23 protein-coding genes are annotated in these 26,856 nt (G+C 70.7%); 15 read left to right on the top strand and 8 right to left on the bottom strand.

The features are described from left to right. The first annotated feature begins 258 nt into the window (after positions 1-258). From H1D24_RS07095 to H1D24_RS07025, 15 genes are all read left to right on the top strand, one after another. Positions 259-1,284: an isopenicillin N synthase family dioxygenase gene (locus H1D24_RS07095; RefSeq protein ID WP_181656530.1), complete on the top strand. Its 1,026-nt coding sequence runs from the start codon at positions 259-261 to the stop codon at positions 1,282-1,284. Then, the gene (locus tag H1D24_RS07090; protein ID WP_181656529.1) at positions 1,284-2,600 is read left to right on the top strand and encodes an O-acetylhomoserine aminocarboxypropyltransferase/cysteine synthase family protein; all 1,317 of its coding nucleotides are present in this window, start codon (positions 1,284-1,286) and stop codon (positions 2,598-2,600) included. Before H1D24_RS07095 ends, H1D24_RS07090 begins: the two co-directional genes overlap by 1 nt. Positions 2,601-2,635: 35 nt before the next feature. Then, positions 2,636-4,186 carry an ABC transporter substrate-binding protein gene (locus H1D24_RS07085; RefSeq protein WP_181656528.1) on the top strand — a complete coding sequence of 517 codons (1,551 nt, stop codon included), beginning with the start codon at positions 2,636-2,638 and terminating at the stop codon, positions 4,184-4,186. Positions 4,187-4,193: 7 nt separating this feature from the next. Then, on the top strand, positions 4,194-5,144 hold the full coding sequence (locus H1D24_RS07080) for an ABC transporter permease (RefSeq protein WP_181656527.1): 951 nt from the start codon (positions 4,194-4,196) through the stop codon (positions 5,142-5,144). Then, complete coding sequence (locus H1D24_RS07075) at positions 5,141-6,013, top strand: ABC transporter permease (RefSeq protein WP_181656526.1); 873 nt, start codon at positions 5,141-5,143, stop codon at positions 6,011-6,013. The genes H1D24_RS07080 and H1D24_RS07075 overlap by 4 nt, the downstream gene beginning before the upstream one ends. Next, positions 6,010-6,804, top strand: coding sequence for an ATP-binding cassette domain-containing protein (locus H1D24_RS07070; RefSeq protein ID WP_181656525.1), 795 nt, complete (start codon positions 6,010-6,012; stop codon positions 6,802-6,804). The genes H1D24_RS07075 and H1D24_RS07070 overlap by 4 nt, the downstream gene beginning before the upstream one ends. Then, entirely contained in the window at positions 6,801-7,598 is a 798-nt protein-coding gene (locus tag H1D24_RS07065) for an ABC transporter ATP-binding protein (protein WP_181656524.1), read from the top strand. The genes H1D24_RS07070 and H1D24_RS07065 overlap by 4 nt, the downstream gene beginning before the upstream one ends. A gap of 13 nt (positions 7,599-7,611) precedes the next feature. Then, positions 7,612-8,982: an LLM class flavin-dependent oxidoreductase gene (locus H1D24_RS07060; RefSeq protein WP_181656523.1), complete on the top strand. Its 1,371-nt coding sequence runs from the start codon at positions 7,612-7,614 to the stop codon at positions 8,980-8,982. After that, on the top strand, positions 8,979-10,334 hold the full coding sequence (locus H1D24_RS07055; protein ID WP_181656522.1) for an LLM class flavin-dependent oxidoreductase: 1,356 nt from the start codon (positions 8,979-8,981) through the stop codon (positions 10,332-10,334). The genes H1D24_RS07060 and H1D24_RS07055 overlap by 4 nt, the downstream gene beginning before the upstream one ends. A 48-nt stretch (positions 10,335-10,382) precedes the next feature. Beyond that, positions 10,383-11,804, top strand: a complete 1,422-nt coding sequence (locus H1D24_RS07050; protein ID WP_258563895.1) for an MFS transporter — start codon at positions 10,383-10,385, stop codon at positions 11,802-11,804. Positions 11,805-12,127: 323 nt separating this feature from the next. Then, on the top strand, positions 12,128-14,848 hold the full coding sequence (locus H1D24_RS07045) for an exo-rhamnogalacturonan lyase family protein (RefSeq protein WP_181656520.1): 2,721 nt from the start codon (positions 12,128-12,130) through the stop codon (positions 14,846-14,848). Next, positions 14,845-15,576 (top strand): hypothetical protein, encoded by a 732-nt coding sequence (locus tag H1D24_RS43510; protein ID WP_181656519.1) that lies wholly within the window; start codon positions 14,845-14,847, stop codon positions 15,574-15,576. The genes H1D24_RS07045 and H1D24_RS43510 overlap by 4 nt, the downstream gene beginning before the upstream one ends. After that, entirely contained in the window at positions 15,476-15,871 is a 396-nt protein-coding gene (locus H1D24_RS07035) for a GDSL-type esterase/lipase family protein (RefSeq protein WP_181656518.1), read from the top strand. Before H1D24_RS43510 ends, H1D24_RS07035 begins: the two co-directional genes overlap by 101 nt. After that, positions 15,868-17,772, top strand: a complete 1,905-nt coding sequence (locus tag H1D24_RS07030; protein WP_181656517.1) for a rhamnogalacturonan lyase family protein — start codon at positions 15,868-15,870, stop codon at positions 17,770-17,772. Before H1D24_RS07035 ends, H1D24_RS07030 begins: the two co-directional genes overlap by 4 nt. Next, positions 17,756-18,457, top strand: coding sequence for a DUF6250 domain-containing protein (locus tag H1D24_RS07025; protein WP_181656516.1), 702 nt, complete (start codon positions 17,756-17,758; stop codon positions 18,455-18,457). Before H1D24_RS07030 ends, H1D24_RS07025 begins: the two co-directional genes overlap by 17 nt. 332 nt (positions 18,458-18,789) lie before the next feature. Here the strand turns inward: H1D24_RS07025 and H1D24_RS07020 are convergent, their stop codons facing one another. From H1D24_RS07020 to H1D24_RS06985, 8 genes are read right to left on the bottom strand one after another with little or no spacing between them, the layout of a single operon-like run. Then, positions 18,790-19,545: a ferredoxin reductase gene (locus tag H1D24_RS07020; protein WP_181656515.1), complete on the bottom strand. Its 756-nt coding sequence runs from the start codon at positions 19,543-19,545 to the stop codon at positions 18,790-18,792. Continuing rightward, positions 19,538-20,149, bottom strand: a complete 612-nt coding sequence (locus tag H1D24_RS07015; protein WP_181656514.1) for a sulfite oxidase-like oxidoreductase — start codon at positions 20,147-20,149, stop codon at positions 19,538-19,540. The genes H1D24_RS07020 and H1D24_RS07015 overlap by 8 nt, the downstream gene beginning before the upstream one ends. Then, positions 20,146-21,480, bottom strand: a complete 1,335-nt coding sequence (locus tag H1D24_RS07010) for an amidohydrolase (RefSeq protein WP_181656513.1) — start codon at positions 21,478-21,480, stop codon at positions 20,146-20,148. Before H1D24_RS07010 ends, H1D24_RS07015 begins: the two co-directional genes overlap by 4 nt. After that, the gene (locus tag H1D24_RS07005) at positions 21,477-22,232 is read right to left on the bottom strand and encodes a nucleoside phosphorylase (protein ID WP_181656512.1); all 756 of its coding nucleotides are present in this window, start codon (positions 22,230-22,232) and stop codon (positions 21,477-21,479) included. Before H1D24_RS07005 ends, H1D24_RS07010 begins: the two co-directional genes overlap by 4 nt. Next, positions 22,229-23,107, bottom strand: a complete 879-nt coding sequence (locus H1D24_RS07000) for an ABC transporter permease (protein ID WP_181656511.1) — start codon at positions 23,105-23,107, stop codon at positions 22,229-22,231. The genes H1D24_RS07005 and H1D24_RS07000 overlap by 4 nt, the downstream gene beginning before the upstream one ends. Beyond that, on the bottom strand, positions 23,107-24,180 hold the full coding sequence (locus tag H1D24_RS06995) for an ABC transporter permease (RefSeq protein ID WP_181656510.1): 1,074 nt from the start codon (positions 24,178-24,180) through the stop codon (positions 23,107-23,109). Before H1D24_RS06995 ends, H1D24_RS07000 begins: the two co-directional genes overlap by 1 nt. 1 nt (position 24,181) lies before the next feature. After that, positions 24,182-25,825, bottom strand: coding sequence for an ABC transporter ATP-binding protein (locus H1D24_RS06990; protein ID WP_181656509.1), 1,644 nt, complete (start codon positions 25,823-25,825; stop codon positions 24,182-24,184). Beyond that, entirely contained in the window at positions 25,806-26,852 is a 1,047-nt protein-coding gene (locus H1D24_RS06985; protein WP_181656508.1) for a BMP family ABC transporter substrate-binding protein, read from the bottom strand. The genes H1D24_RS06990 and H1D24_RS06985 overlap by 20 nt, the downstream gene beginning before the upstream one ends. Between the last annotated feature and the right edge of the window lie 4 nt (positions 26,853-26,856).

Below are 26,856 nucleotides of genomic sequence, written 5' to 3'. Positions count from 1 at the left end.
ACGCACCTTCCCGTGTGTGCTTTGATCCGGCCATGGAGACCACTGGCCCGGCACACACGGTGCTGCTCGACCCGTTCTGGGTGAGCCGCCGCGCCGACCAGTTCGACCAGGTCTGTTGCTGACCGCCGTTCGACGGCCCGCGACCTCGACCTCTCTTTCCTCTCCTACCCCGCTCCCGGCGCACCCCTCAGTCGGCAACTGACCTTTCCGTACGGCCGTTGCCGCGTGATGTGTCGGCTGCTGCCGCGAAGGAACCTCATGGCCCAGCCCACAGCCCTGCCCGTCATCGACATCTCCCGTTTCCGCGCCCCGGACACGGACCGCGACACCTTTCTCGCCGAACTCCGGGCCGCCGCCCACGAAGTGGGCTTCTTCTACGTCACCGGCCACGGCGTCCCCACATCACTGCAAGAAGAGGTGCTGAGCGCGGCCCGCACCTTCTTCGCGCTGCCGGAGGATCGGCGGCTGGAGATCGAGAACCTCAACTCACCGCAGTTCCGCGGCTATACGCGCACCGGAACCGAATACACGGCGGGCAGCGCCGACTGGCGTGAGCAGATCGACATCGGCCCGGAACGCGAGGCGCTCGAGACCGGCCCGGACGATCCCGACTACCTCCGGCTCGTCGGGCCCAACCAATGGCCCTCCGTGCTACCGGAGTTGCGCGACATAGTCCTGCGCTGGCAGGCGGAGGCGCGGCGCGTGAGCCGTGAGGTGCTGCGGGCCCTCGCGGCCGCGCTCGGGCAGGACGAGGGCTACTTCGACCAGTGGTTCGACGACGAGGCGGCCGTGCACGTGAAGATCGTGCACTACCCGCCGCGCGCAGCCGAGGACGCCGACCAGGGAGTGGGTGCACACAAGGACTACGGCTATCTCGCCCTGTTGCAGCAGGACGAGGTCGGCGGGCTGCAGGTGCAGCGCGAGGACGGCGAGTGGATCGACGCCGTGCCCGTGCCCGGCGCCTTCGTGTTCAACATCGGCGAGATGCTGGAGATCGCCACCCAGGGCTATCTCAAAGCCACTCAGCACCGGGTCGTCAGCCCGCAGCCGGGTGTCCACCGCTACTCCATCCCCTTCTTCCTCGGTCCGCGCCTCGACGCGGTCGTCAAGCCGCTCCATCTCCCGCTGGAACTGGCGGCGCGCAGCCGTGGTGTCACCGACGACCCGCACAACCCGCTCCTGGCGGCCTTCGGGGAGAACGCCGTGGTCGGCTGGCTCCGTTCGCATCCGCGGGTCGCCGAGCGCTGGTGGTCCGACGTCCTGGCCAAGAGGGAGAACGCCTGATGACCGGCCAACCACAGGGCAGCGGCTGGGAGTTCGAAACGCGGCAGGTGCACGCCGGTGCCGTACCGGACCCCGCCACCGGCGCGAGGGCCGTGCCGATCCACCAGACCACCAGTTACATCTTCCGGGACCCCGCCCACGCCGCCGCGGCCTTCGAACTGGCCGACCTCACCACCCACGCCTACACCAGGCTGTCGAACCCCACCACTGCCGTGGCCGAGGAGCGCATCGCGGCACTGGAGGGCGGTTCGGCCGCCGTGGCGGTGGCCAGCGGGCAGGCCGCGACCGCCCTCGCGCTGCTGAATCTGGCCAGGACCGGCGACCACATCGTGGCCGCGTCCTCCCTCTACGGAGGCACCCGCACCCTCTTGGAGCACACCTTCGCCGACTTCGGCATCTCGGTCACGTTCGTCGACGACCCGGACGACCTGCGGGCCTGGCACGCCGCCGTGCGGCCCGGCACCAAGGCGCTGTTCGGGGAGAGCATCGGCAACCCGCGCGGAAATGTTCTCGACGTCGAGGGCGTGGCCAGAGTCGCGCACGACGCCGGAGTGCCGCTGGTGATCGACAACACGGTGCTCACGCCGTATCTGCTGCGGCCCATCGAGCACGGCGCCGACATCGTCGTGCACTCCACCACCAAGTTCCTGTCCGGCCACGGCACCGGCATCGGCGGAGTCGTCGTCGACAGCGGTCACTTCGACTTCGGTGCCGACCCCGACCGGTGGCCCGGACTGACCCGACCGGATCCGACGTACAACGGGCTGTCCTTCTGGGACTCCTTCTCCGACCTCGGCCTCGCCTACGCGCTGCGCCTGCGCACCCGCCTGGTCCGGGATCTGGGACCGGCCATCTCACCGTTCAACAGCTTCCTGCTCCTCCAGGGCCTTGAGACGCTGAGTCTCCGCATCGAACGGCACGTCGCGAACGCCCAGTTGCTCGCCGAGTGCCTTGAACAACAGCCGCAGGTGTCGCGGGTGCACTATGCCGGACTGCCCTCCAGCCCCTGGCACGCGGAAGCCAAGCGTTATCTGCCGCGCGGCGCGGGAGCGGTCCTCGCCTTCGAACTCGCGGACGGCCTGGAGGCGGGGCGACGCTTCGTCGAAGGAGTCCGGCTGTTCAGCCATCTCGCGAACATCGGCGACGTACGCAGTCTCGTCATCCACCCCGCCTCCACCACCCACGCCCAGCTGGGCGCCCGTCAGCAGGCCGCGGCCGGTGTCACGCCCGGCCTCGTGCGGCTGTCGGTCGGCCTGGAAGGCGTCGACGATCTCATCGCCGACCTCGAAGCAGGGCTGCGAGCCGCAGCCGTATGAGCCCCGTCCCACACACCCAAGGAGCACGTTCCGCCATGCGCCGCAGCACCGCTCTCCGGCTCGCCGCCACCGCAGTACTCGCCGGCCTGGCCGCGACCGCCTGCGGTACCGGGTCGGCCGACGACCCCGCGAACGCCGGACAGACCAACCAGGCTGCCGAGCCCGTCGACGTCGACACCGGCGCCACCGTCGACGTACGCCTCGTTCTGGAACCGACCAGCCTCGACATCGCCACCACGGCGGGCGCGGCACTCGACCAGATCCTGCTCGACAACATCTACCAGGGCCTGCTGACCCGCGACGAGAACAACAAGGTCAAGCCGAGCCTTGCCACCTCGTACGACGAGTCGTCCGACGGGCTCACCTACACCTTCCGCCTCGCCGAGAACGCCACCTTCCACGACGGCGCCAAGGTCACTGCGGCCGACGCCGTCTGGTCGCTCAAGCAGGTCACCGCGAAGGGCTCGAAGAACCCCGACGCGGCGGCGCTCGCGTCGGTGAAGAGCGTGTCGGCCACCGACGACCACACCGTCGTCGTCAAGCTCAAGCACCGTGACACCGGCCTCACCTGGGGCCTGACCGGCCGAGCGGGGATCGTCTTCAAGAAGGGCACCGACTTCTCCACGCTCGTCGGCAAGGAGAACGGCACCGGGCCCTTCAAGCTGTCAGGCTGGAAGCGCGGCTCGTCCATCACCTTCGTCCGCAACGACGCCTACTGGGGCGAGAAGGCCAAGGTCGCCAAGGTCGTCTTCCAGTACATCAAGGACGACAACGCCGCCAACAACGCACAGCAGACAGGCCAGACCGACATCGAGACGGCCGTGGACGCGACCCTGCTCCAGCCGTTCTCCGACAGGCGCAAGTACACGGTGCTGCGCGGCGACACCACCGACAAGTTCACCCTCGCGCTCAACAATGCCGCGGGCCCCACCAAGGACCTACGGGTACGCCGCGCCATCCGCCAGGCCATCGACAAGCCCGGCCTCATCAAGACCCTCGGCGGCGCCGCCGTGCAGGTCGGCGGCCCCGTCCCGGCCACCGACCCCGGCTACGAGGGACTCACCTCGATCGACGCGTACGACCCGGAGAACGCCAAGGAGCTGCTCAGGCAGGCAGGTTACGGCGACGGGCTGAAGCTCACCGTCAAGATCCCCAACATCTACCCGGCCGAGATCGGCGACTACCTCGCTTCACAGCTCAAGCAGGTGGGCATCGAACTCACCGTCCGGCAGGTCGAGTTCCAGACCTGGCTCGATGCCGTCTACACCAAGCACGACTACCAGCTCAGTCTCGTCGACCACGCCGAGGCCCGCGACCTGAGCAACTTCGCCAACCCCGACTACTACTTCGGCTACGACAACGCGAACGTCCAGAAGTGGTACGCCGCCGCCCAGACCGCCTCCGGTGACTCCGAGCGGGACGCGCTCCTGAAGAAGGCGGCCCGGCAGGTCTCCGAGGACGCCGCCGCCGACTGGCTGTTCGTCAACCAGACCCTCACCGTCGTCCGCAGCGGAGTCACCGGCGTCCCGCGCAACTTCACCAGCAACCGCTACGACCTCGCGAACCTCGCCGTGGCGAAGAAGTGAGCACTGTATGACGCTGTATGTGCTGCGCCGGGCGGGGCTCCTGGTGGTGTCCCTGTTCGCCGCCAGCGTGCTGATCTTCCTGGTGCTGCGGCTCCTGCCCGGCGACGTCGCCCAGACGATCGGCGGCATCAAGGCCACGCCGACCCAGGTCGCGGCCGTCCGCCACGACCTGGGCCTGGACCGCCCGCTCACCGCGCAGTACGGAAGCTGGATCGGCGGAGTGGTGACCGGAGACTTCGGGCGGTCGGTCCTCGATGGCACGTCGGTGTCCGGACAGCTCGCTGAGAAGTTCGCCGTGACCGGTCCGCTGGCCGTGGGCGCCGTCCTTCTCGCGCTCGGCTTCGCCGTGCCGCTGGGCGTGCTGGCCGCCGTCCGCCGCGACTCGCGGCTCGGCGGCGCGGTCAACGCCCTCGGACAGCTCGGCATCGCGCTGCCGACCCTGTGGGTCGGACTGCTGCTCGTCGTGGTCTTCGCGGTCCAGGTCCGCTGGCTTCCCGCGCAGGGATTTCCCGTCGACGGCTGGGACGAGCCCGGCCGGGCGCTACGCAGTCTTGTGCTGCCCTGGCTGACCCTGGCCCTCTCCGAGGGCGCCGTGTTGTTGAGGTTCGTGCGGTCCGCCGTGCTGGACGTACTGCACCAGGACTGGCTGCGGACCGCCCGGGCCAAGGGCCACACCCGCACCAGTGCGCTGCTGCGGCACGGACTGCGCAATGCGGCGGTGCCGGTGGTGTCGGTGCTCGGCCTGCAGATCGCCGCGCTGGTGGCGGGTGCGGTCGTCGTGGAGCAGGTGTTCGTGCTGCCCGGCGTCGGCCAGATGCTGATCACGGACGTGGGAAACCGGGATCTGGACAAGGTGCAGGGCGAGATCCTGCTGCTCACGGGAGCGGTTCTCGTCATCGGGTTCGTCGTGGACCTCGTGCACCGGTTGATCGATCCGAAGTTGCGGAGCGCGGTATGAGTGTCCCCAGCTCGCGTGTCCTGCGAGCACTGCTCAAGAGCCGCAGCGGCTTCGCCGGCTCCGTCCTCGTCGGCGTCCTCGTGCTGTCCGCCCTGGTCTCCCTCGTCTGGACGCCGTACGACCCCACGCTAGCGCGCCCGCAGGACAGCTGGCTCCTGCCGCTCTCCGGCGGCCACGTGCTCGGCACGGACCGCCTGGGCCGGGACGAGCTCAGCCAGCTGCTCACCGGAGCCCGCAGCACCTTGCGGACCGCCCTGCTCGCGGCGGCCATCGCGGCCGTCGTCGGGCTCGCCCTGGCGCTCGCGGCGGTCCTCGTGCCGCGCTGGATCGGTGCCGCCGTCGTCCAGTTCACGGACGTGCTGATCGCGTTCCCCGTCCTGCTGATCGCGATGATCCTCACCGCGGTGTACGGCGGCTCAACCTGGACCGCGGTCACCGCGATCGGCGTCGGAGCGGGCGTCAATGTCGCCCGGGTCGCCCGTGCGGAGGCCGGGCGTGTGCTGGGGACCGACTACGTCCTCGCCGCCCACGCCGCGGGGTCGGGAACCTGGCGCACCGTACGCAGACACGTGTTGCCGAACATCGCGCCGACGCTCATCGTGCAGCTTTCGCTCGTGCTGTCCGTGGCGGTGCTCGCCGAGGCCGCCCTGTCCTATCTCGGGTTCGGCACCCCGCCGCCCGCGGTCTCCTGGGGCCGCATGCTGCACGAGCAGCAGTCGTACATCACCGCGCGCCCACTCCTCGTCATCTGGCCGGGCCTCGCCGTCGTCTGCTCCGTCCTCGGCTTCAACCTCCTCGGAGACGGTCTGCGCGAGGCCGCGGACGCGCGCCTGCGGGTGCGGGAGTTGCAGGAGGTGCCAGGAGCGTGAGCCTGCTGAAGATCACCGACCTGAGTGTGCGGATCGGCGGTACGGCCGTGGTCGAGGGGGTCAGCCTGGATCTGGCTCCCGGTGAACGGCTCGCGCTGATCGGGGAGTCCGGTTCGGGGAAGTCGCTCACCGCCCTCGCCGTCATGGGGCTCCTGCCGGACAGCGCCGAGGTCACCGGCAGCATCCGGCTCGGAGGCGAGGAACTGCTCGGCCTCGGCGACCGGGAGCTGTCCCGGCTGCGCGGCGAACGCATGGCCATGGTCTTCCAGGAGCCCATGAGCGCGCTCAACCCGCTGATGCGCATCGGAAAGCAACTCGCCGAGCCCTTGCGTCTGCACCGCGGGCTGAACCGGCGCCGGGCCGCGGCCGCCGCCGTCGAACTCGCCGCACAGGTGGGACTGCCCGATCCGGAGCTCGTCGTCCGTTCCTGGCCGCACCAACTGTCCGGCGGCCAACGGCAGCGCGTCGGCCTGGCCATGGCGCTCGCCACCCGCCCGGCGCTGCTCATCGCCGACGAACCCACCACCGCCCTCGACGTCACCGTCCAGGCCGACATGCTCAAGCTGCTGGACGACCTCGTCCAACAGCACGGCACCGCACTGCTGTTCATCAGCCACGATCTCGCCGTGGTCGCCGAGCTCTGCCCGCGAGCGGCGGTCCTCAAAGACGGACGGCTCGTCGAGGAAGGCGCCACCGACACCCTCGTACGCAGTCCCCGGCACTCGTACACACAGCGACTTGTGGACGCCGCCCGAGCCACGGGCTGGGACACTCCGGAGGTCGCCCGATGACAGAAGACGTCACGCCGCTCCTCAGGGCGACAGGACTCAGCCGGAGCTTCCGGCTGCCGCGCACTTCGCTGTTCGCACCGGCCGCCCTCCGCCACGCCGTACGGGATGTCTCCCTGGAACTCAGGGAAGGCAACAGCCTCGGGATCGTAGGGGAGTCCGGCTCCGGGAAGTCCACGCTCGCCCGGCTCCTGCTCGCACTGGACCGGCCCGACTCCGGAACGGTGCATTACCGAGGCCGGGAGATACGGCCGGGTGCGCCCCGCCGGCTGACGTGGTTCCGGCGCGAGGTCCAGGTGGTGCTGCAGGACCCGATGGGTTCCCTCGATCCGCGCACCACCGTCCGCGACATCGTCGCCGAGCCGCTGGAGTGCCTGCGGCTGCCCGGCGGCCACGACGACCGGGTGGACGAACTGCTGCGCGCCGTCGGCCTGGACCCGTCCGTGCGCGGCCGGTATCCGCACGAGTTCTCCGGCGGGCAGCGGCAGCGCATCGCCATCGCACGGGCGCTCGCCCCCGGCCCGAAGGTCCTCGTCGGCGACGAACCGCTCAGCGCCCTCGACGTGTCGGTGCGCGCCCAGATCCTCGCGCTCCTGAACGACCTCGCCGAGGCGTACGGCCTGACGCTGCTGCTCGTCTCGCACGACATCGGTGTCGTACGGCACCTGTGTACCGACGTGCTGGTGATGAAGGACGGCCGGGCCGTCGAACAGGGCCCGGCCGCATCCGTCCTGGCCGACCCCCGACACCCGTACACACGCCGCTTGCTGGCCGCCGTACCCCGGCTGCCCGCATGACCGGGAGGCTCACATGAACACACGGACCACATGGACCACACAGACCGCACGCCCTCGCCGACTCACCCTGGGAGCCCTTGTGCACGGCTCTGGTGGCCACATCGCCGGCTGGCGGCACCCGGACGCGCGCCCCGACGGACAGCTCGACTTCCCCTTCCACGCCGACCTCGCCCGTGCCCTCGAACGCGGCCGGTTCGACGCGCTGTTCGTCGCCGACGTCGTCGCCATCTGGGGGCACCAGCTCGACTCCCTGTCCCGCACAGGCCGTGCCGAGCACTTCGAACCGCTGACGCTGCTGGCCGCGCTGTCCCTGGTGACCGAACACATCGGGCTGGCGGCGACGGCGACGACCACCTACAACCATCCTTTCCACACTGCCCGCAAGTTCGCCTCCCTCGACCACATCTCCGGCGGTCGCGCGGGCTGGAACGTCGTCACGTCCGTCGTACCACTGGAGGCGGCGAACTTCGGCCGCGACAACCACCTCGAACACGAACTGCGCTACCGTCGCGCCGACGAGTTCGTGCAGGTCGTGAAGGCACTCTGGGACAGCTTCGACGACGACGCCGTCGTACGGGACAAGGAGGCCGGCCGCTACTACGACCCGGCCGGGCTGCGCACACCGCACCATCGCGGCGAGCACTTCACCGTACGAGGGCCCCTGAACATCTCTCGCCCGCCCCAGGGCCACCCGGTGGTCTTCCAGGCCGGATCCTCCGAGACGGGGAAGGAATTCGCCGCCCGGCACGGGGAGGTCCTGTTCACGACGCAGCACGAACTGGGCGCCGCGCAGGCCTTCTACGCCGATGTCAAAGCACGCGCCGCCGCCCACGGCCGGGACCCCGCCCATGTCCTGGTCTGGCCGGGCCTCAGCCCGCTCGTCGCGGCCACCGAGGGGGAGGCGAGGCAGCGGCTCGGCGAGCTGCAGGACCTCATCCACGATGACGTCGCACGGCGCCTGGTCCAGGACAACATCGGCGATATCGACCTGACCGACTACCCGGTGGACGGTCCGTTGCCGGACATCCCCGACACCAACCGCAGCAAGTCGCGCCGCGATCTGCTCCTGAAGCTGGCCCACGACGAGAAGTTGACGATACGCCAGCTCGCGCACCGTTTCGCCGCGGGGCCCGCCGTCTCCGGTACGCCCGAGCAGATCGCCGACCACATCGAGACCTGGTTCCACGCGCGTGCGGCGGACGGCTTCAACGTCTCCTTCCCCTATCTGCCCGGCAGTGCCGAGGACTTCGTGGACCACGTCGTGCCGCTGCTCCAGCGGCGTGGCCTGTTCCCCACCGAGTACGAGGGCACCACCCTGCGCGAGAACCTCGGGCTGCCGCGCCCCGCCGCCCCCGCACGACAGCTCCAGGAGGCCGGACGATGAGCCGCCGCAGCGACCGAAGCCGTACCGACCAAAGCCGTACCGACCAACTCCACCTCAACGCCTTCCTCAAGCCGCCGGGGGAGTACCTGGCCGCCTGGCGGCACCCGGACACCGCCCCGGACGCGGGCATCAACATCCAGGAGGTCCTCTCGTACGCCCGGATCGCGGAAGACGCCGCCTTCGACGCGGTGTTCCTCGCCGACCTCGTCGGTGTGCCGTTCGCGAACGAGGACGTCCTCAGCAGGGTCAGCGTGGTCAACGACTCCTTCGAACCGACGACCCTGCTGGCCGCACTCGCCGCCGGAACCTCCCGGATCGGCCTGATCGCCACCGCGTCGACCAGCTACAACGAGCCGTACCATGTGGCGCGTACCTTCGCCTCGATCGACCACATCTCCGGTGGACGGGCCGGCTGGAACGTGGTGACCTCCCTCAACGACGGAGAGGCCCAGAACTTCGGCCTCGACGCCCACCTCGACCACGCCACCCGTTACGACCGCGCCGAAGAGTTCTACGACGTGGTGACAGGGCTGTGGGACTCCTTCGAGGACGACGCGTTCCGCCACGACCAGGCGAGCGGCGTCTACTTCGACCCCGCCAAGCTGCACGCGCTGAACCACGAGGGCAAACATCTGAAGGTCGCCGGACCCCTCAACATCGCCCGGCCCCCGCAGGGACACCCCGTCATCGTGCAGGCCGGCGCCTCCGAGGCGGGCAAGAACCTCGCCTCCCGCATCGCCGACGTGATCTTCTCAGGCATCAGGGACCTGACCCGGGCACAGGAGTTCTACGCCGAGATCAAGGAACGCGCCGCGGCCCACGGCCGCGACCCGGACCACCTCAAGGTGCTTCCGGGTCTGTCCGTCGTCACCGCCCCCACCGAGTCCGAGGCCCGCGACAAACTGGCCCGGCTCACCGAACTCCTGCCCCCGCAGGTCGCCCTGGCCGACCTCTCGTACTGGCTCGGCGGCTTCGACCTCAGCTCCTACCCCCTGGACGGGCCCCTGCCTGAACTCCCGGTCTCCAATCAGTCGCACACCGCGCAGCAGCAGATCTACGAAGACGCCCGCCGCGACAACCTCACCATCCGCGACCTCGTCCGGCGCGTCGCCGACGACGACCGCACCATCACCGGCACCCCGCAGCAGATCGCCGACCACATCGAGGAGTGGTTCCACGGCCGCGCCGCGGACGGCTTCAACGTGATCTTCCCGTATCTGCCGGGCACCCTGGCCGACTTCGCCGAGCTGGTGGTGCCCGAACTGCGCCGCCGCGGCCTGTTCGGCACGCACTACACGGGCACCACGCTGCGAGAACACCTGGGCCTTCCGCGGCCGGCCGGGCGCGTGTGAATGCTCCCGGGAGAAGATCGTGCCGCGCGGCGTGTGCTGTTGGTGTGTATGGCCGCGGGCGCCACGACCCTGCTGGACCAGGCGGTCCTGAACATCGCCGTTCCGAGCATGCGTCAATCGCTCGAGGCGTCTGCGGCAGATGTCCAGTGGATCGTGGCCGGGTACTCACTGGCCTTCGGCCTGGCCCTCGTTCCCGGTGGCAGTCTCGGTGATGTGCACGGACGCAAACATCTCTTCATCGCCGGGGTGTCCGTCTTCCTCCTGGCCGGGCTGGTGGCGGCGACCGGCGGAGGGCCGGGGACCCTGATCGGCGCGCGCCTGGTGCAGGGTGCCGCGGCGGGGCTCGTCAACTCCCAGGTGATCGGCACCATTCAGGACGTCTTCCACGGTCCGGACCGCGGCCGTGCATTGGGCCTCTACGCGGTCACAGCCGGCGTGGCCACGGCACTCGGCCCGCCACTCGGCGGTGCGCTCGTCGCCGGACTCGGCCCTCAGACGGGCTGGCGGTGCTGCCTCCTGCTGAGCGCACCGTGCGCGGTGATCACCCTGGCCCTTGCCGCCCGCTGGCTGCCACCGCCCCGGCGCACCGCCCAGAACTCCCGGCTGGACGTCCTCGGCCTCAGCCTGGCCTGCGGATGCACGCTGACGCTGATGGTGCCCTTCATAGCCACCCCGAACAGTGGGGAAGAGGCACTCCTGTGGGGAGCCATGCTGTGCGCACTGGCAGCCGTCTTCACCGTGCACCAACGCCTGCGTGTTCGAAGGGGCCGGCAGCCGCTGGTACATCCGGCGCTGACGTCTTCGAAGCAGTATGTGCTGGGCACGGCTGTCGCCATGGCCCAGTTCGGCTCCTCACTGGCCGCGTCCCTCCTGCTCACCGTCTTTCTGCAGGACGGACTCGGGCTGTCCGCCCTGCTCACGGCGGCAGTCGCGCTCCCCTCGGCGGTCGCGATGGGCATCTCCTCGGCACTCGCCTGGCGTCTTGTACGGCGGATCGGACCCCGCACAGTGACCGTCGGCCTCGTGCTGGGAATCGGGGCCACCCTGGCCGGGGCGGCGGTCGCGCTCTCCGTGCCGATGGCGGGGCTGCCGATGGCGCTCGCCGGAACGCAGTTGGTGGCCGGCGCCGCCGGAGGGCTCAGCGTCTCGCCCAATCAGACCCAGGTGCTTCAGCATGCTCCGGCAGAGGCTGCCGGAGTGGGCGGCGGCATCCTGCAGATGGCCCAGCGCATCGCGGCGGCCGTCTGCGTGAGCGCCGTCTCAGCGGTCTACTTGCACGCGGCTTCCGGGTCGCCGGGCGGCAGTGATCCTCGGGCCGCGTACGCGCTGGCTTCGTGCGTCTCTGCCGGCCTGCTCGCCGTGGCTCTGGTGCTGTCACTGCTGCGCCGGGGCGCCACACCACGCCGTCCGTCGGCACCCGTGTCGGCGAAGCGCGCCTGTGCTGTCTCCGCCCCCGAGGAGGCGACGTGACCCTGACGCCCGTCACCGTCTGCTGAGGGGCCGCAATCCTTTCGGTATCCGCTTCACCGAGTTGCCTGGCGCGCCGTGGGCCGGCGGCGAAGCGCGACGGCGACGACGGCGTGTGGGTGTCGGTCATGTCGGCCGGTAGGAAGGCCGGACCCCGATCCCCGGGTCCGGACTTCGGTGTGTCCGCGCGCGAGACTTGCGCGTTCATGATCACTGTATTGCGGTCTTGTGGCAGGGGTGGCCAGAGCGTCGACAGTGAGGGGAAGGTGGGGACACAGTGAACTCCGTAGTTGTGCAAGCGCTTTCTAGGGCCTTCGGAGGTCACCGTGTCCGGCGTCGACCGACGCACCGTCATCAAGGGCGCCGCAGCCGCGGCCGCCGCCGCCCAGTTCTCCTGGGCCCTGTCCCGCACCGCCGCCGCGGCGGACGGCGACGACACCGAGCTCCACTGGCTGGAGGGCTCGGCCCCCGGCGTCCACGCAGGCGCCACCTGGGGGGTGCCGTGGAAGCGCGGCACGTACCGGCCGGACCAGAGTTTCCGGCTGACGACCGCCGCCGGTGACGATGTGCCCCTCCAGACCTGGGTCACCGGCCAGTGGCCCGACGGGTCGGTCAAGTGGACCGCACACGCGATCGCGCCGGGCGCGCCGAAGGCCTCTGCGTACCGGCTCACCGCGGGCACGCCTGCCGCCCCGGAGCAGCGGGTCACCGTCACCAGCAACGCCGGCCGCGTCGAGGTGTCGACCGGTGTCATCACCGCCGTCTTCGGCGCCAAGGGCTCCGACACGGTCATCCGCAGCATCCGGCGCGGGAGCTCCGAGACCGCCCGGGACGGTCGACTCGTGCTCCTGCGGCAGAAGTCCGTGCGCGAGGGGAGCGCGGCCGAGACGTTCACCGGCCGGATCGAGAAGATCGCCGTGGAGCAGGACGGCCCGGTACGGGCGGTGATCCGGGTCGAGGGCCGCCACCGCCACGGCAGCCGCGACCTGCTGCCCTTCGTGCTCCGTTTCGCCTTCTTCGCCGGCGCAGAATCTTTCCGCCTGACCCACACCTTCGTCTGGGACGGCAAGCAGGAGCCCGGCTCCGACGACGGCGACTTCCTGCGCGGGCTCGGCGTCCGCTTCACCGTGCCGCTGAGCGACCAGCCGTACGACCGGCACATCCGGTTCGCCGACTCGGACGGAGGCCTGTTCAGCGAGGCCGTCCAGGGCATCACCGGACTGCGCCGCGACCCAGGGCAGGCGGTCCGGAACGCCCAGATCGCCGGCGAGAAGCTCCCCGACACCTCGACCTGGGACACCCGGGTCTCCAGCCGCCTCGCCTACATCCCGCAGTGGGGCGACTTCACTCTCACCCAGCCGACCGCGGACGGCTACCTCGTGCGCAAGCGCACCAAGGCGGGCCACGGCTGGATCCAGGCCGCGGCCGGGCGGCGCGCCGGGGGCTTCGGATACGTCGGCGGCGCGAGCGGCGGACTCTCCTTCGGCCTCAGGGACTTCTGGCAGCGTCACCCCACCCAGCTGGACGTGCGGGGTGCCGCGGGAGACGCCGCCGAGACGACCGTATGGCTCTACTCACCCGAGGCGCCCCCGCTCGACCTCCGCTTCTACCACGACGGCCTGGGCCAGGACACGTACGACAAGCAACTCGAGGGCTTGGAGATCACGTACGAGGACTACGAGCCGGGCTTCGGTACCCCGTACGGCATCGCCCGCACCAGCGAACTGACCTTCTGGGCGGCGGAGAAGACCCCCAGCGCGGCCGTCCTCGCCGCACAGGCCGCCGCCACCGCGACCCCGCCGCTGCTGACCGCCGCGCCTGAACGACTGCACTTGGCAGGCGTGTTCGGCGACTGGGCGCCCGTCGACCGCTCGAGCAAGGCGCGCGCCACCATCGAGGACCACCTCGACGACCTCTTCGCCTACTACGTCGACCAGCGCGAGCAGCACCGCTGGTACGGCTTCCTGGACTACGGCGACGTCCAGCACACCTACGACAACGACCGGCACGTCTGGCGCTACGACGTCGGCGGCTACGCCTGGGACAACTCCGAGCTCGGTACCGACTTGTGGATCTGGTACCACTTCCTGCGCACCGGCTCCGCCGAGGTGTTCCGGTTCGCCGAGGCTCTGACCCGGCACACCGGCGAGGTCGACGTCTACCACCTCGGAAAATGGGCGGGCCTCGGCACCCGGCACGGCGTGCAGCACTACGCGGACAGCGCCAAGCAGGTCCGTATCTCCACGGCCGCCAACCGCCGCTTCTACTACTTCCTCACCGGCGACGAACGCACCGGCGACCTGCTGCGCGAACTCGGCGACGTGGAGCTGACGTTCCTGGAGGTCGACCCGCAGCGCAAGGTCCGCACGGACGGCTACACGCCCGGCGACCGGCACTCCCTTTCGGTCGGCTTCGGCACCGACTGGGGCGGGCTGTCGGCGGCCTGGCTCACCGAGTGGGAGAGGAACGGGCCGGGCGCCGAGAAGGCGAAGACCAAGCTCGTCAACTCCCTGCGGACGATCGCCGCCCAGCCCAACGGATTCTTCACCGGTACAGGACTCCTGGACGCCGACACGGGCAAGTTCGCGATCACGACGGACACGGCCGTCAACGTTTCCCATCTGAGCGCCGTCTTCGGACTCGTCGAGACCAACAGCGAGATCGTGTCGCTGCTGGGCGACGAGGAACCCGAGTTCCGCACCGCCTGGCTGAACTACGCGCAGTACTACAACGCCACCGCCGCCCAGCAGAAGCAACTGACCGGCTCCACCTGGAAGTCGGCGCTGCCCGCCGCGCACTCGCGTATCACGGCGTACGCGGCGTTCCACAAGGACGACGCGACGCTGGCCACGCGCGCGTGGAACGAGTTCTTCACCGGCAGCGACACCTACTTCCCCTCCAACGACTGGTCCCCGGTCACGATCAAGACCCCGGCGGTCCTGCGTACCACCGAGGAGATTCCCTGGATCTCCACCAACTCCTCGGCACAGTGGGCGCTGGCGGCGATCCAGAACCTGGCGCTCGTCGGGGATCGGATTCCGTCATGAGACGCGTCCTGGGGAGTGCGGCGGTGGCCGTGGGGATGCTCGTGGGTGCGGTGCAGCCTGTTGCGGCGTCCGACGGTTCGAACGTCGTACGCCCGGATGACCGGCGCCTCGCCTACGAAGGTCACTGGGGCCGCACCACCGAGGCGGCCACGACGGTCAATTCCGGCTCCCGGCTGCGTTTCCGCTTCACAGGCTCGAGTGTCCATGTCCTGTTCGACGTCTCGTCGATCACCGTGCCCGCGCAGATCTACGTGTCGGTCGACGGAGGCCCGAAGCAGCTGCACGCCGTCGACCAGGGTGATCTGGAGATCACAGCCGACGGCCGCGGTCCCCACACGGTCGAGATCTCGGTCAAGGACGTCTTCTCACGGGTCAACCGCTGGACGCCACCGCTGGAGACCGGGGTCGTGCTGACCGGGATCCGGGGGCACGTCCTGGACCAACGAGTCCGGCACGCACGGCAGGTGGCGTTCTACGGCGACTCCATCACCCAGGGGGTCATGACCCTGTGTGACGTGAACACCTCCGACTGCGCCGACGGCACAGCCGCCTACCCCACCCCTGCACGCCTCCCTCACCCAGGTCGGGTTCGGGCGCCAGGGCGTGATCCAGACCGGCAACGGGGGAGTGCCGGCAGCGTCGGACGCGTACGGCTGGAACTACGCCGACTCCAGGGCGGACTCGGACCGCCGGGCCGACGTGATCGTGGTGAACCAGGGCACCAATGACGCCGCGTTCGGCTCGGACGAGTTCCGCACCGCCTACCGCGCCTACCTTGACAAGCTGCGGACCGCAGCACCGCACGCGCGCATCCTCGCACTGCGCCCCTTCAACGGCGCACACGCCGAAGACATCGCCGCCGTTGTGGCCCAACTGGCCGACGCCCGGACCGAGTTCGTCGACACGACCGACTGGCTCTCTCCGGCGGACGGGGACTTCAACGGGACCGTCCACCCGAGTTCCCAGGGTCACCGCAAGGTGGCCGACCGCCTCATCGACCTTCTCGCAAAGGAGCACCAGTGAACCGCCGAAGAACCGTCGCTGTCACCGCGGCGGCCCTGCTGGCCGGGCTGATCTCTGCCCCTGCCGGTCACGCCACCACCGACGACGACGCGCCGCGGCGTGTCGTGGAGAACCTCGATCGCGGCTTGGTCGCCGTACCGTCCGGCTCGGGCGAGGGCACCTTCCTCAGCTGGCGTCTGCTCGGCACCGAGTACGCCCGGTACGGCAACGCCATCGCTTTCAACGTGTACAAGAACGGTCGACGGCTGAACCGTGCGCCGGTCGTCAAGTCGACGACGTACCAGGACAACACGCCCGGCAAGGGTACGTACACCGTGCGGGCGATCGTCAACGGGCATGAACAGAGGCCGAGTTCGGCCGCGCTGGACTTCGCCCAAGGGTACGCCGAGATCCCCCTCGCCACCGCCGACGGCTACACCGTGCAGCACGCCTGGCCCGGCGACCTCGACGGCGACGGACGGTACGAGATCGTCGTCAGCCGCCTCTCCCAGACCCGCGACAAGCCCGACCTGCTGGAGGCGTACACGCTGACCGGCGAACGGCTGTGGCGCGTCGACCAGGGCCCCGGCTCGTACACGCAGGTCGGCGGGAACGGCGCCAACGAACCGGCGCCCGCTGCGATCAGCGGTTCCACGGCGATCGGCGGCTATCGCAACGACGACAACGTCACGGTGTTCGACCTCGACGGCGACGGCAGGGCCGAGGTGCTCGTGCACACGGCGGACGGCACCACCTTCGCGGACGGTTCCAAGGTCACCGCCGCCTCGCCCGCCAACCAGTTCGTCTCCGTGATCGACGGCGCGACCGGCACCGAGCGCACCCGGCAGCCCGTGCCCGACGACTTCGTCGCCGACGGCCCCTCCGGCGGCCACTTCGGCATCGCCTACCTCGACGGCGAACACCCCAGCCTGGTCACGAAGTTGGTCACCCGGGTCGGCGCGCGGCGCGGCGCCTTCCGGATCCTCTTCCAGACCTGGGACTTCAACGGCACGGACCTGACCCCGCGGTGGAAGTACGTCGTCCCGTCCACCAGCGGCGCGACCAGCTTCCACCAGATCCGCACCGTCGACGTCGACCTCGACGGCAAGGACGAGATCGCCGACGGCAACTACGTCGTCAACAGCGACGGCACCCTGCGCTACGTCGTCGACGGTGCCGGGCACGGCGACCGTTTCCACATCGCCGACCTCGACCCCGGCCGCCCCGGCCTGGAGGGCTTCGCCATCCAGCAGGCCGAGCTGGGCGTCATCCCGAACTTCCCCTGGTACTACTACGACGCCGATACCGGCGAGCGTCTCGTGACCGGTCAGCACCCGGCGGACTGGGTGAACGACACGGACATCGACGTCGGCCGCGGCAGCACCGGCGACATCGACCCGAACCACCCCGGCTACGAGTACTGGACCTCCACCGCCGACGTCACCGCCCCCGGTGCGGGCGTCTACAACGTCCAGGACGGCAAGGTCTCCACGACCACGCCCAGCGTCAACTTCCGTATCTGGTGGGACGGCGACAAGGCGTCGGAGAACCTCGACTACACCCACGTCGAGAAGTGGGACCCGGCCAGCCAGACCAGCGCAAGGATCTTCGAGCCGTCCGGAGTCCTCTCCGGCGCCCGCAACGCCACCCCGTTCTACGGCGACATCCTCGGCGACTGGCGCGAGGAGATCCTCGCCGAGACCGCCGACCACACCGCGCTGCGCCTCTACACCACCACCGAGCCGACGAACACGCGCCTCTACACCCTCGCTCAGAACCCCGGGTACCGCCTCGGCTGGACCGTGCGCGGCTATCTGCAGTCCACGTACACCGACTACTACCTCGGCACCGAGACCCGTCGCGTGCCGAAGCCCTCGATCACCCTCCCGGAAGGAGCCGTCTCCCGTGACGACCACGCGTAGAGCCTTCGGAGCCCTGGCCGCCGGCGCCGCCCTGGCCGCCCTCGCCCCCGCGACCACCGCGAGCGCCTCGCCCCGCCACCGCCGGCTGATCGCCCACGACGACTTCCGGCACGGCCTCGGCCGGTGGGCCGTCGAACTGGAGAAGGGCGGCACCGTCACCGCCTCCCGCGGCATCCTCGAGGTCGACGTGCCCGCCGGGGCGACGATCTGGTTCAGGGAGCGGCTCGAAGGACCGTACATCCTGGAGTACACCGCCACGCCCGTGTCGGAGGGCGGCGTCAACGACCGTGTCTCCGACCTGAACAACTTCTGGAACGCGGTCGACGTCCGGTCCCCCGAGGACATCTTCGCCACTCAGCGGGGCGGCGCGCTCGCGGAGTACGACTACCTCAAGACGTATTACGTCGGGTACGGCGCCAACACGAACACCACGACCCGACTGCGCCGCTACGTCGGTGAGGCCGGGGTCCGGCCGCTGATCCACGACTACACCGAGCCGCTGCTGGTGGCCAACGAGCCGAACCACGTCCGCATCGTCTCCGACGGCTCGACCGTCCAGTGGTGGAACAACGGACGGCTCGTCTTCGACTACACCGACCCGGAGCCCTACACGAGCGGGCACTTTGCGTTCCGGACCACCTGGAGCCACTTCCGGATCAGCGACTTCCGGGTGTGGCGGTCGTAGCGTCGACATCCCTGATGAGTGGGCGGCGCGCCTGTTCGCGCTGACGTTGCACTACCAGCAAGCCCGCGGCCTCCACGGCACGTTCGTGACGGCGGCGCTGCTGCTGGACCAGTTGGACGTTGGTTCCGCAGTCCCGGTGCACCGACGATCGCGTCGCTGCACCGGAGGCTCCTCGTGGAAGCGGCTCTGCCGCCGAACGTCGCTGTGATCGACTCGCCGCCGGAAGAACCGCTGAGTCTGGGAGCCGGCCGAGCGGTTCGAGTACCGCAGGATCGAGGGAGCCCGGACGGGAACGCCGGTTGGCCGTCCGCCATGCGGTCCGGCCCCTGGGGTCAGCCGAAGCGCTCGATGCGGATCCGCTCCTCGGGCTGGCCCAGCTCGGCGAGCAGCCGGGAGGCGTGCTCCGCGAAACCGTTGGAGCCGCAGACGTACGCCTCCCAGCCCGCAGCCGGCGGCTGCTCGAGGTACGGCTCGAGGTGGGCGGCCGAGAGGCGGCCGGGGCGCACTCCGGGCGGAGCGGTACGCGTGAAGACAGGGGTGGTCTCGTCCCCGTACTCGTCCCCGTAGATCAGGTCTTCGGGTGCGCGCGCCGAGACCAGCAGGCGTATCGGGACGGTCAGTCGGCGCAGGCGGTGGTGGCGGACCATCGACATCAGCGGTACGACGCCGGAGCCGGGGCCGAGCAGCAGCGCGGGCCGGTCGCCGGGCCAGGCGAAGAACCCGCTGAGCGGGCCGCGCACCTCGACGGTGTCGCCGGGCCGGGCGACTTGGTGGAACCATCCGGACACCTCGCCACCCTCGACATGGTCGAGGGTGAGCTCGACGTGGCCGGTGTCGTCGGGCGGTGAGGCGATGGAGTAGTGGCGCTGGGCGACGTAGCCGTCGGCGGCCGTCAGGCGCAGCATCAGGTGCTGGCCGGGCAGATGACCCGCCCAGCCTGGCACGGCGAACCGGAACGTCGAGGCGCGCGGCGTCTCACGGCGGATCGCTATGAGGCGGGCCGGCTGCCAGGTCGCCGCAGCACGGTTGCTCACGGCGATCCGCCCCGGCACAGCAAACCGGGTCGGGGGCGTGAAGGTCTCAGTCACCGGCGTACCGCTCCTCGTTCCAGGGGTTCCCACGCGCGTGGTAGCCGTTCTGCTCCCAGAAGCCCGGCTCGTCATGGTCGAGGATGCGCAGGCCCGCGATCCACTTGGCGCTCTTCCAGAAGTACAGATGGGGCACGAGCAGCCGTGCCGGTCCGCCGTGTTCGGGGGCCAGCGGCTCCCCGTCGAACTCCCAGGCGATCCAGGCGCGGTCGCCCGTCAGGTCGGACAGCGGAAGGTTCGTCGTGTACCCGGTGTGTGCGTACGCGACGGCGTGTGTGGCGGTGGGGTGGGGGCGGACAAGGTCCAGGAACCTGTCCAGGGACACCCCGCCGAACCGCACCCCGAACTTCGACCAGCTGGTGACGCAGTGGATGTCGCCTTCGTACACGGACGGCGGAAGCTGGTGCGCCTCGTTCCAGGACCAGGTGCGCTCCTCGGCCACCAGGCCGTCGATGCGGAATGTCCATTCGGCGGGCGTGAGGTGGGGGGTGACTTCGGCGGACAGTACGGGCCAGGAGTCCCCGGCGTCGTACTGGCCGGGTGGCAGCCGCGGATCGCGGTCCTGCGCGCGGGAGCGTCCGGTGAAGCCTCGGGTGACGGTCATGGCAGAGTCTCCACGTCTGACAGGGCCTCCAGATTCGACAGAGCCTCGAGGTCGGCCAGGGCGGCGGTCTCGTCAAGGGTGGTGAGCGCGCGGTCGCGCATCAGTACCTGTCCGTCGACGACCGTGTCGCGTACGTCGGAGGACTGCGCGGAGTAGGCGAGCATCGACCACGCGTCGTGGCGGGGCGTGAGATGGGGCCGGTCGAGGCCCAGCACGATCAGGTCCGCGCGCTTGCCCGGCTCCAGGGAGCCCAGATGCGCGTCAAGGCCGAGCGCGCGGGCGCCCTCGATGGTCGCCATGCGCATGGCCTGCTGAGCGCCGACCGCCGTGGGGTCGCCCCCCGCCTTGTGCACCAGCGCGGCCTGCCGCACCGCTCCCAGCAGGTCAAGGGTGTTGGAGCTGACCGCGCCGTCCGTACCGAGTCCGACGGTCACGCCCGCGCCTAGCAGCCGGGGCACGGGGGCGATCCCGCAGCCGAGCTTGAGGTTCGACACCGGGCAGTGGGCGACCGACGTGCCGGTGCGGGCCAGCGCGGCGATCTCGGGTCCGGTCAGGTCCACGGCGTGGGCGAGCAGCAGGTCGGGGCCGAGCAGGCCGAGTGAGTCCAGCAGCTCCACGGGCCGCTTGCCGTGCGCGGCCTCGACCGTGGCGACCTCGGTGGCGTTCTCCGCGGCGTGGATGTGCAGCAGCGCGCCGAAGTCCCGGGCCAGCGCGGCGATGTCCGTGAGCTGGTCGGGGGAGAGGGTGTACGTCGAGTGCGCGAAGAGGACGGGCCGGGTGCCGGGCCGTGCCGGGCGTGCTGCCAGGTCGCGGCGGGCCCACTCGAGCCGGTCCTCGTACGCGATGCCGTCGGCCGGGTCCGGTACGTCCATGAAGGTGGGGCCGGTGTGCAGCCGCCAGCCCGACTCCCGGGAGGCTCGCTCGGCCGCCTCGTGATACCAGTACATGTCCAGCGCCGAGGTCACGCCCGCTCGTACGCTCTCGGCAACGGCCACGCGCACGGCGGCTTCGACGTTCTCCGGCGACAGCAGTTCGGCCTCCCAGCGGATCACCCGTTCGAGGAAGCCCTGCAGCGTCACGTCGTCGGCGCGGCCGCGCAGCAGCGTCATCGCCAGGTGCGTGTGGGTGTTGACGAGGCCGGGCATGACCAGGCAGCCGGTCGCGTCGAGGGTGCCGTCGGCCGCGTACCGGGCGCGCAGTACCTCCGCGGGGCCGACGGCCAGGATCTCGCCGTCGCGGACGGCGACGGCCCCGTCGCGTACCAGGGTGCCGGCGTCGTCGACCGTGAGGATGTCGCCGCCGTGGACCAGGAGGTCGGCAGGGACGGTCATGCCGCGTCCTCTTCCTCCGCCAGCAGTCGCAGCGCCTCCAACGAGACGACGGCGCCGCGCTCCACGCCCTGTGTCACGACCTCGCGGTGGGGGTTGTATCCGCCGGTGGCCTCTTCGTCGACCAGTTCATCCGCGTTCGCGCCGTCCACGACGAGCATGCCGCCCGCGACGAGCCCGCGCAGCGAGGCGGTCACGAGCAGCGCCGACAGCTCCATCTCGATCGCGGCGAGCCCGGCCCCGTCGTACGCGTTGAGGGGGATCAGGCCCGGCTGGAAGGCGGCCCTGGTCCACACGATGCCCCGGTGGTGCGGGGCGCCCGCCTCGCGTGCCGCGCGCTGGAGCGCGAAGACCACCTCGGGCGCGGACACGGCCGGGTACTCGGGCGGCAGCAGCTGCTGGGTCACGCCGTCGTCGCGTACGGCCGCCTCCGCGATCACGAGGTCCCCGTCGGCGATTCCGGGCTTCATCGCGCCCGCGGTCCCGAACCGCAGGAACGTGCGGACCCCCGCGTCCGCCAGCTCCTGGAAGAGCAGGATCGCGCCCGGCGCACCCACCCCGTGCGAGGCGACGGCGACCGGCAGGCCCTTCCAACTGCCGCTGAACACCCGGTACTCGCGGTGGTACGAGACCTCCTCGGCTCCGTCGAGCAGTGCGGCGACGGCCGCTGCACGCGCCGGGTCGCCGACGACCAGGGCGCGCGGGGGCAGGCCGGTGCGGGGTATGCGGGTGACGGGCAGCAGATCGTGCGTCATGAGGCGGCTCCGGAAGAACGGGTGGTACGGGTGGTGCGGCCACGGCGCCGGGCCGTGGTGAGGAAGAGGGCGGCGAGCGTGACGATGTACGGGGCGGCGTCGGTCGCCTGCTGCGGCAGGCCGAGGCCCTGGAGGCGGAAGCCCGCGGCCTCCGCGAGACCGAACAGAAGCGCGGCGAGCAGCACGCCGAGCGGCAGGGCGCGGCCGAGCATGACGGCCACGACCGCGATCCAGCCGCGCCCCGCCGTCATGTTCTCGGAGAACAACGTGACGTTGCCGAGGGCGAGCTGGGCCCCGGCGAGCCCGCACAGAACACCGGACACGAGCACCGCCGCGTACTTGTAGCGGACCGGGCTCACGCCGAGCGTCGCCGCGGCGTCCGGGGCCTCGCCGACACCCCGCAGGCGCAGACCCCAGACGTGCCGGGAGAGCAGCACGGTGGCGACCGCCACGGCGGCCCACGCGAGATACGTCAGCGGCGAGAAGCCTCCGACGAGCGGGAGTCCGGCGAGGTCCGGGTCGTCGAAGGTGCCTTGCACCCCGAAGACCGTACGGAGAAGGAAGCTGGTCAGGCCCACGGCGAGGAGGTTCACGGCCACACCCAGGACCACCGCGTCACCGCGCAGCGTCACCGCGCCCACTGCGAGGATCAGCGAGTACGCGGCGGCGGCCAGCGCGGCCGCGAGCACGCCGAGCCACGGGCTGCCGGTGAACCAGCTGGTGGACACGGCGGTGAAGCAGCCCACCAGCATCATGCCCTCGAGGCCGATGTTGAAGACGCCCGCGCGCTCGCACAGCGCACCGCCGAGCGCGGCCAGCAGGATCGGGGTGAGCGCGCGCAGCGCCGACATGAGGAGATCGGAGTCGAGGAACATCAGGCGAACTCCCCCTGGGCTACGGGCTCTCGGTCGGTGCTCTTCCGCCTGCGCGGGAAGCGCAGCCGGGCCGCCAGGAACACGATGACGATGGCCTGCAGCACCTGGGTCAGCTCCCGGGGCACCTCGGTGGTGCGCTCCATGGAGAGCCCGCCGACCTGCAGCACGGCGAAGAAGAACGACGCGAGGACCGTGCCAAGCGGGGCGGCGGCCGCGAGCAGTGCGGCAGTCAGGCCTGTCCAGGTGTAGCCGGGTGCGGTGAGCGCGCCGTCGAGGAACCGGTACGGGAAGCTCAGCACGCCGATCGCGCCGACGAGCCCGGCCAGCGCGCCGGATGTCGCCATCAGGCGCAGCGTCAGTCCCTTGCGCTCCACGCCCGCGTAGGCGGTGAAGCGGGAGTTGAGGCCGGTCATGCGGATCTCGTAGCCGATGGCCGTACGGGAGTCGGTGAACCAGTACGCGGCCGCGGCGAGCACTACCAGGAGCAGCCCGACTGTCACGGTCGACGAGCCGAAGGCGGGCAGCGCCACGCCCTCGGGAAGCCGGCGCGTCTGCGGAAGGCTGGAGCCCGGCTCCTTGAGCGGATAGCGGACCAGGTAGGAGGCGAGGCTGGCCGCCGGATAGCTGAGCAGCAGGCTGCTCACCAGGAGCGGAACCCCGAAGTGGTTCTCGCACAGTGCGGCGAGTGCGGCGTACGCGGCGCCCGCGGCCATCCCGGCGAGCAGCGCGAGCACCACGGTGAGGGGCGCGGGCAGCGGCGAGTACAGCCCGGTGACGGCGGCGGCGATCCCGCCCAGCACCAACTGGCCGTCTCCGCCGAGGTTGATGAGCCCGGCGCGCAGGGGTACGGCCAGCGCGAGCGCCATGCCCAGCACACTGGTGCCGGTGCTCAGCGTCGATCCGATCCCCTCGGCCCCGAGGGATCCGGCGATGACGGCGCCGTACGCGGCGAGCGGATCGGCACCCGTGCCGATGAGGAACAGCGCGCCGATGACGACTCCGGAGAGGACGGAGAAGGTGACGGGGGAGCGGAGGGCCTTCGATAGAGCGGCCAGGTCCGGTATGCGGGCCATGTCAGTCTCCGTCTCCGTCCTGCGTGGCGGCTTGGGGCTGCTGCGCCGTGCCACCGGCCATCGCCAGGCCGAGGGTGCGTTCGTCCGCCTCGTCCTTCGCGTACGTGACGCCGACCCGGCCCTCGTACATCACCAGGACCCGGTCAGCGAGCCCGTGGATCTCGCTGAGCTCCGCGGAGACCAGCAGGACGGCGTGGCCCGCGTCGCGGTAGGCGATGAGCTCGTCGTGGATGTTTTGGATCGCGCCGATGTCGACGCCCCGGGTGGGCTGCTCGACCAGCAGCAGCGGGGCGTCGTGGGCGAGTTCGCGTCCGATCAGCAGCTTCTGCAGGTTGCCGCCGGACAGCGCCGATGCGGGCACCTCGGGCGTGGACGCCTTGATGCCGAAGCGTTCGACGAGGCGCCGCGCATGGGCCCGTGCGGCGGTGGGCGGCAGCAGGCCGCGCCGCGAGGACAGCGCCGTACGGTGATGACCCATGGCCAGGTTGTCCGCGACGGACGCGGCGGGCGCGGTGCCCACCGCGTGCCGGTCCTCGGGGACGTACGAGAGGCCCGCGGTGCGGCGGTCGGCCGCCGAGGCGTGCGTGATGTCCTGCCCGGAGAGGGTGACGCGGCCGGAGGTGACGGGCCGCAGCCCGGCCAGTGCTTCGATCAGCTCGCTCTGGCCGTTGCCCGCGACGCCCGCGATGCCGACGATCTCGCCGGCGCGGACGGTCAGGTCGACGTCGCGTACGGCGTCGCCCGCGCTGAGCCCGGAGACGTCGAGGACGACATCCCCGGGCGTGCCGGGCGGGTGCACGCGGTCCAGTTCCACGGCGCGGCCGGTCATCGCGGCCGCGATCTCGTCGGCGGTGGTCTCGGCGGTCCGCAGGCGGGCGGCGACCCGGCCGTCGCGCAGCACCGTCACGTTGTCGCTGACCTCGAGCACCTCGCGCAGCTTGTGCGTGACGAGAATCACCGTACGGCCCTGTGCGGCAAGCGACTTGAGCACCGCGAACAGGGCGTCGGCCTCGGCGGGCGTGAGCACGGCGGTCGGCTCGTCGAGGATGAGCGTACGGGCGCCGCGGTGCAGCAGCTTGAGGATCTCCACACGCTGCCGGAGCCCGACCGGCAGGTCGCCGACCCCCGCGTCCGGGGCGACGATGAGGCCATGCTCCTCGGCGAGCTCGCGCACGCGCCTGCGCGCGGCGGCCCGGTCCACAAGACCGAAGCGACGCGGCTCGGCCGCGTAGACGACGTTCTCGGCGACGGTCAGCGACTCGAACAGCTTGAAGCCCTGGTGGACCATGCCGAGCCCGGCGGCCATCGCGTCCCCCGGGTCGCTGAAGGACACCTCGCGCCCGTCGATGCGTATGGAACCGGCGTCGGGCCGCTCCATGCCGTACAGCACGGACATCAGCGTGGACTTGCCCGCGCCGTTCTCGCCCATCAGGGCGTGGATCTCACCGTGGCGGACGGTCAGGTCGACGGCGTCGTTGGCGAGGGTGCCGGGGAAGCGCTTGGTGATGCCGCGGAGTTCGACGGCCGCGGGGGCGTGGGCGGGGGCGTCCCCCGGTTCGACGGCCGATGGGCCCTCGGAGGTGGAGAGGCCTTCGGCCGGGACCTCGGCGGTCCCGGCCGACCGGTCACTTGGCTGCCGGGTCATCGACCGTCAGCTTTCCCGACACGATCTGGTCGCGCAGCTTCTCGACCTTCTCCAGCACGTCCTTGTGCTCGGCGATGACGCACTGGGAGTCCTCCACACCGTCCTCGAGCCCGGTGAGGCTGATGCCGCCCTCCTTCAGGCCGTACGAGACGGTCGTGCCCGTCTTGCCGTCGAGGACCTGCTCGATGCCCTTCTCCACGGCGACGTCCGTCCGCTTGATGACGTTGTCGACGACCGTGCCGGGCGCCGAGGGGCACTGGTTGACGTCGACGCCGTACGCGTACGCGCCCTTGGCCTTCGCGGCCTCGAAGACGCCGTAGTTGCCGGCCGCGGCCGCGGCCATGAGGTGGTCGTAGCCCTTGGAGAGCAGGGAGTTCGCCTGCTCCTTGGCGCGCGCAGAGTCGTCGAACGGGGACTGGCCGCCGACGAAGCGCGTCGAGGTCGACGTCTTCGGGGCCACCTGCTTGGCACCGGCCGCGAACGGGTCGCTGAAGCGCCGGAACTGGGGCGTGTCGAGCACGTCGACCGCGCCGACCTTGCCGCTCTTGCTGAGCAGCCCGGCCTCGGCACCCGCGAGATAGACGCCCTCGTGCTCACGGAACACCGCGCAGCTGACGTTCTTGAACGTCTTCGTGGTGCATGCGTCGACCATCAGGAACGGCTGCTTGGGGTTCTTCTCGGCCTGCTGCGCGACGATGTCGGCGAACTCGAAGCCGACCAGGACGATGACGTCCGGCTTCGCGTCGACGGCGGCCTGCACGTTCTGCTGCTGCGAGGCGGTGTCGGAGCTCTGATAGACCTTCTGCGACCCGTCGTGCGCCTTCGCCGCGGACTTCAGGCCCGTGACCGCGAGCTTGAGGAACTCGTTCTGCCCGACCGGGTCGGGGGTGACCAGTGTGAAGGACTTCCCGCCGCTCGTGCCGGCGTCGTCGGCGCTGTCCTTCGCGGCGGCGTTGCAGCCGGTGGCGAGCAGGACGGTACCGGCCGCGACCGCGGCGAGCTGGAGGGAACGGGTTCTGCGAGTCATCGTC

The sequence above is a fragment of the Streptomyces himalayensis subsp. himalayensis genome, assembly GCF_013778455.1.
Taxonomy (GTDB): domain Bacteria; phylum Actinomycetota; class Actinomycetes; order Streptomycetales; family Streptomycetaceae; genus Streptomyces; species Streptomyces himalayensis.
This window is presented reverse-complemented; position numbering and strand designations above follow the sequence as displayed.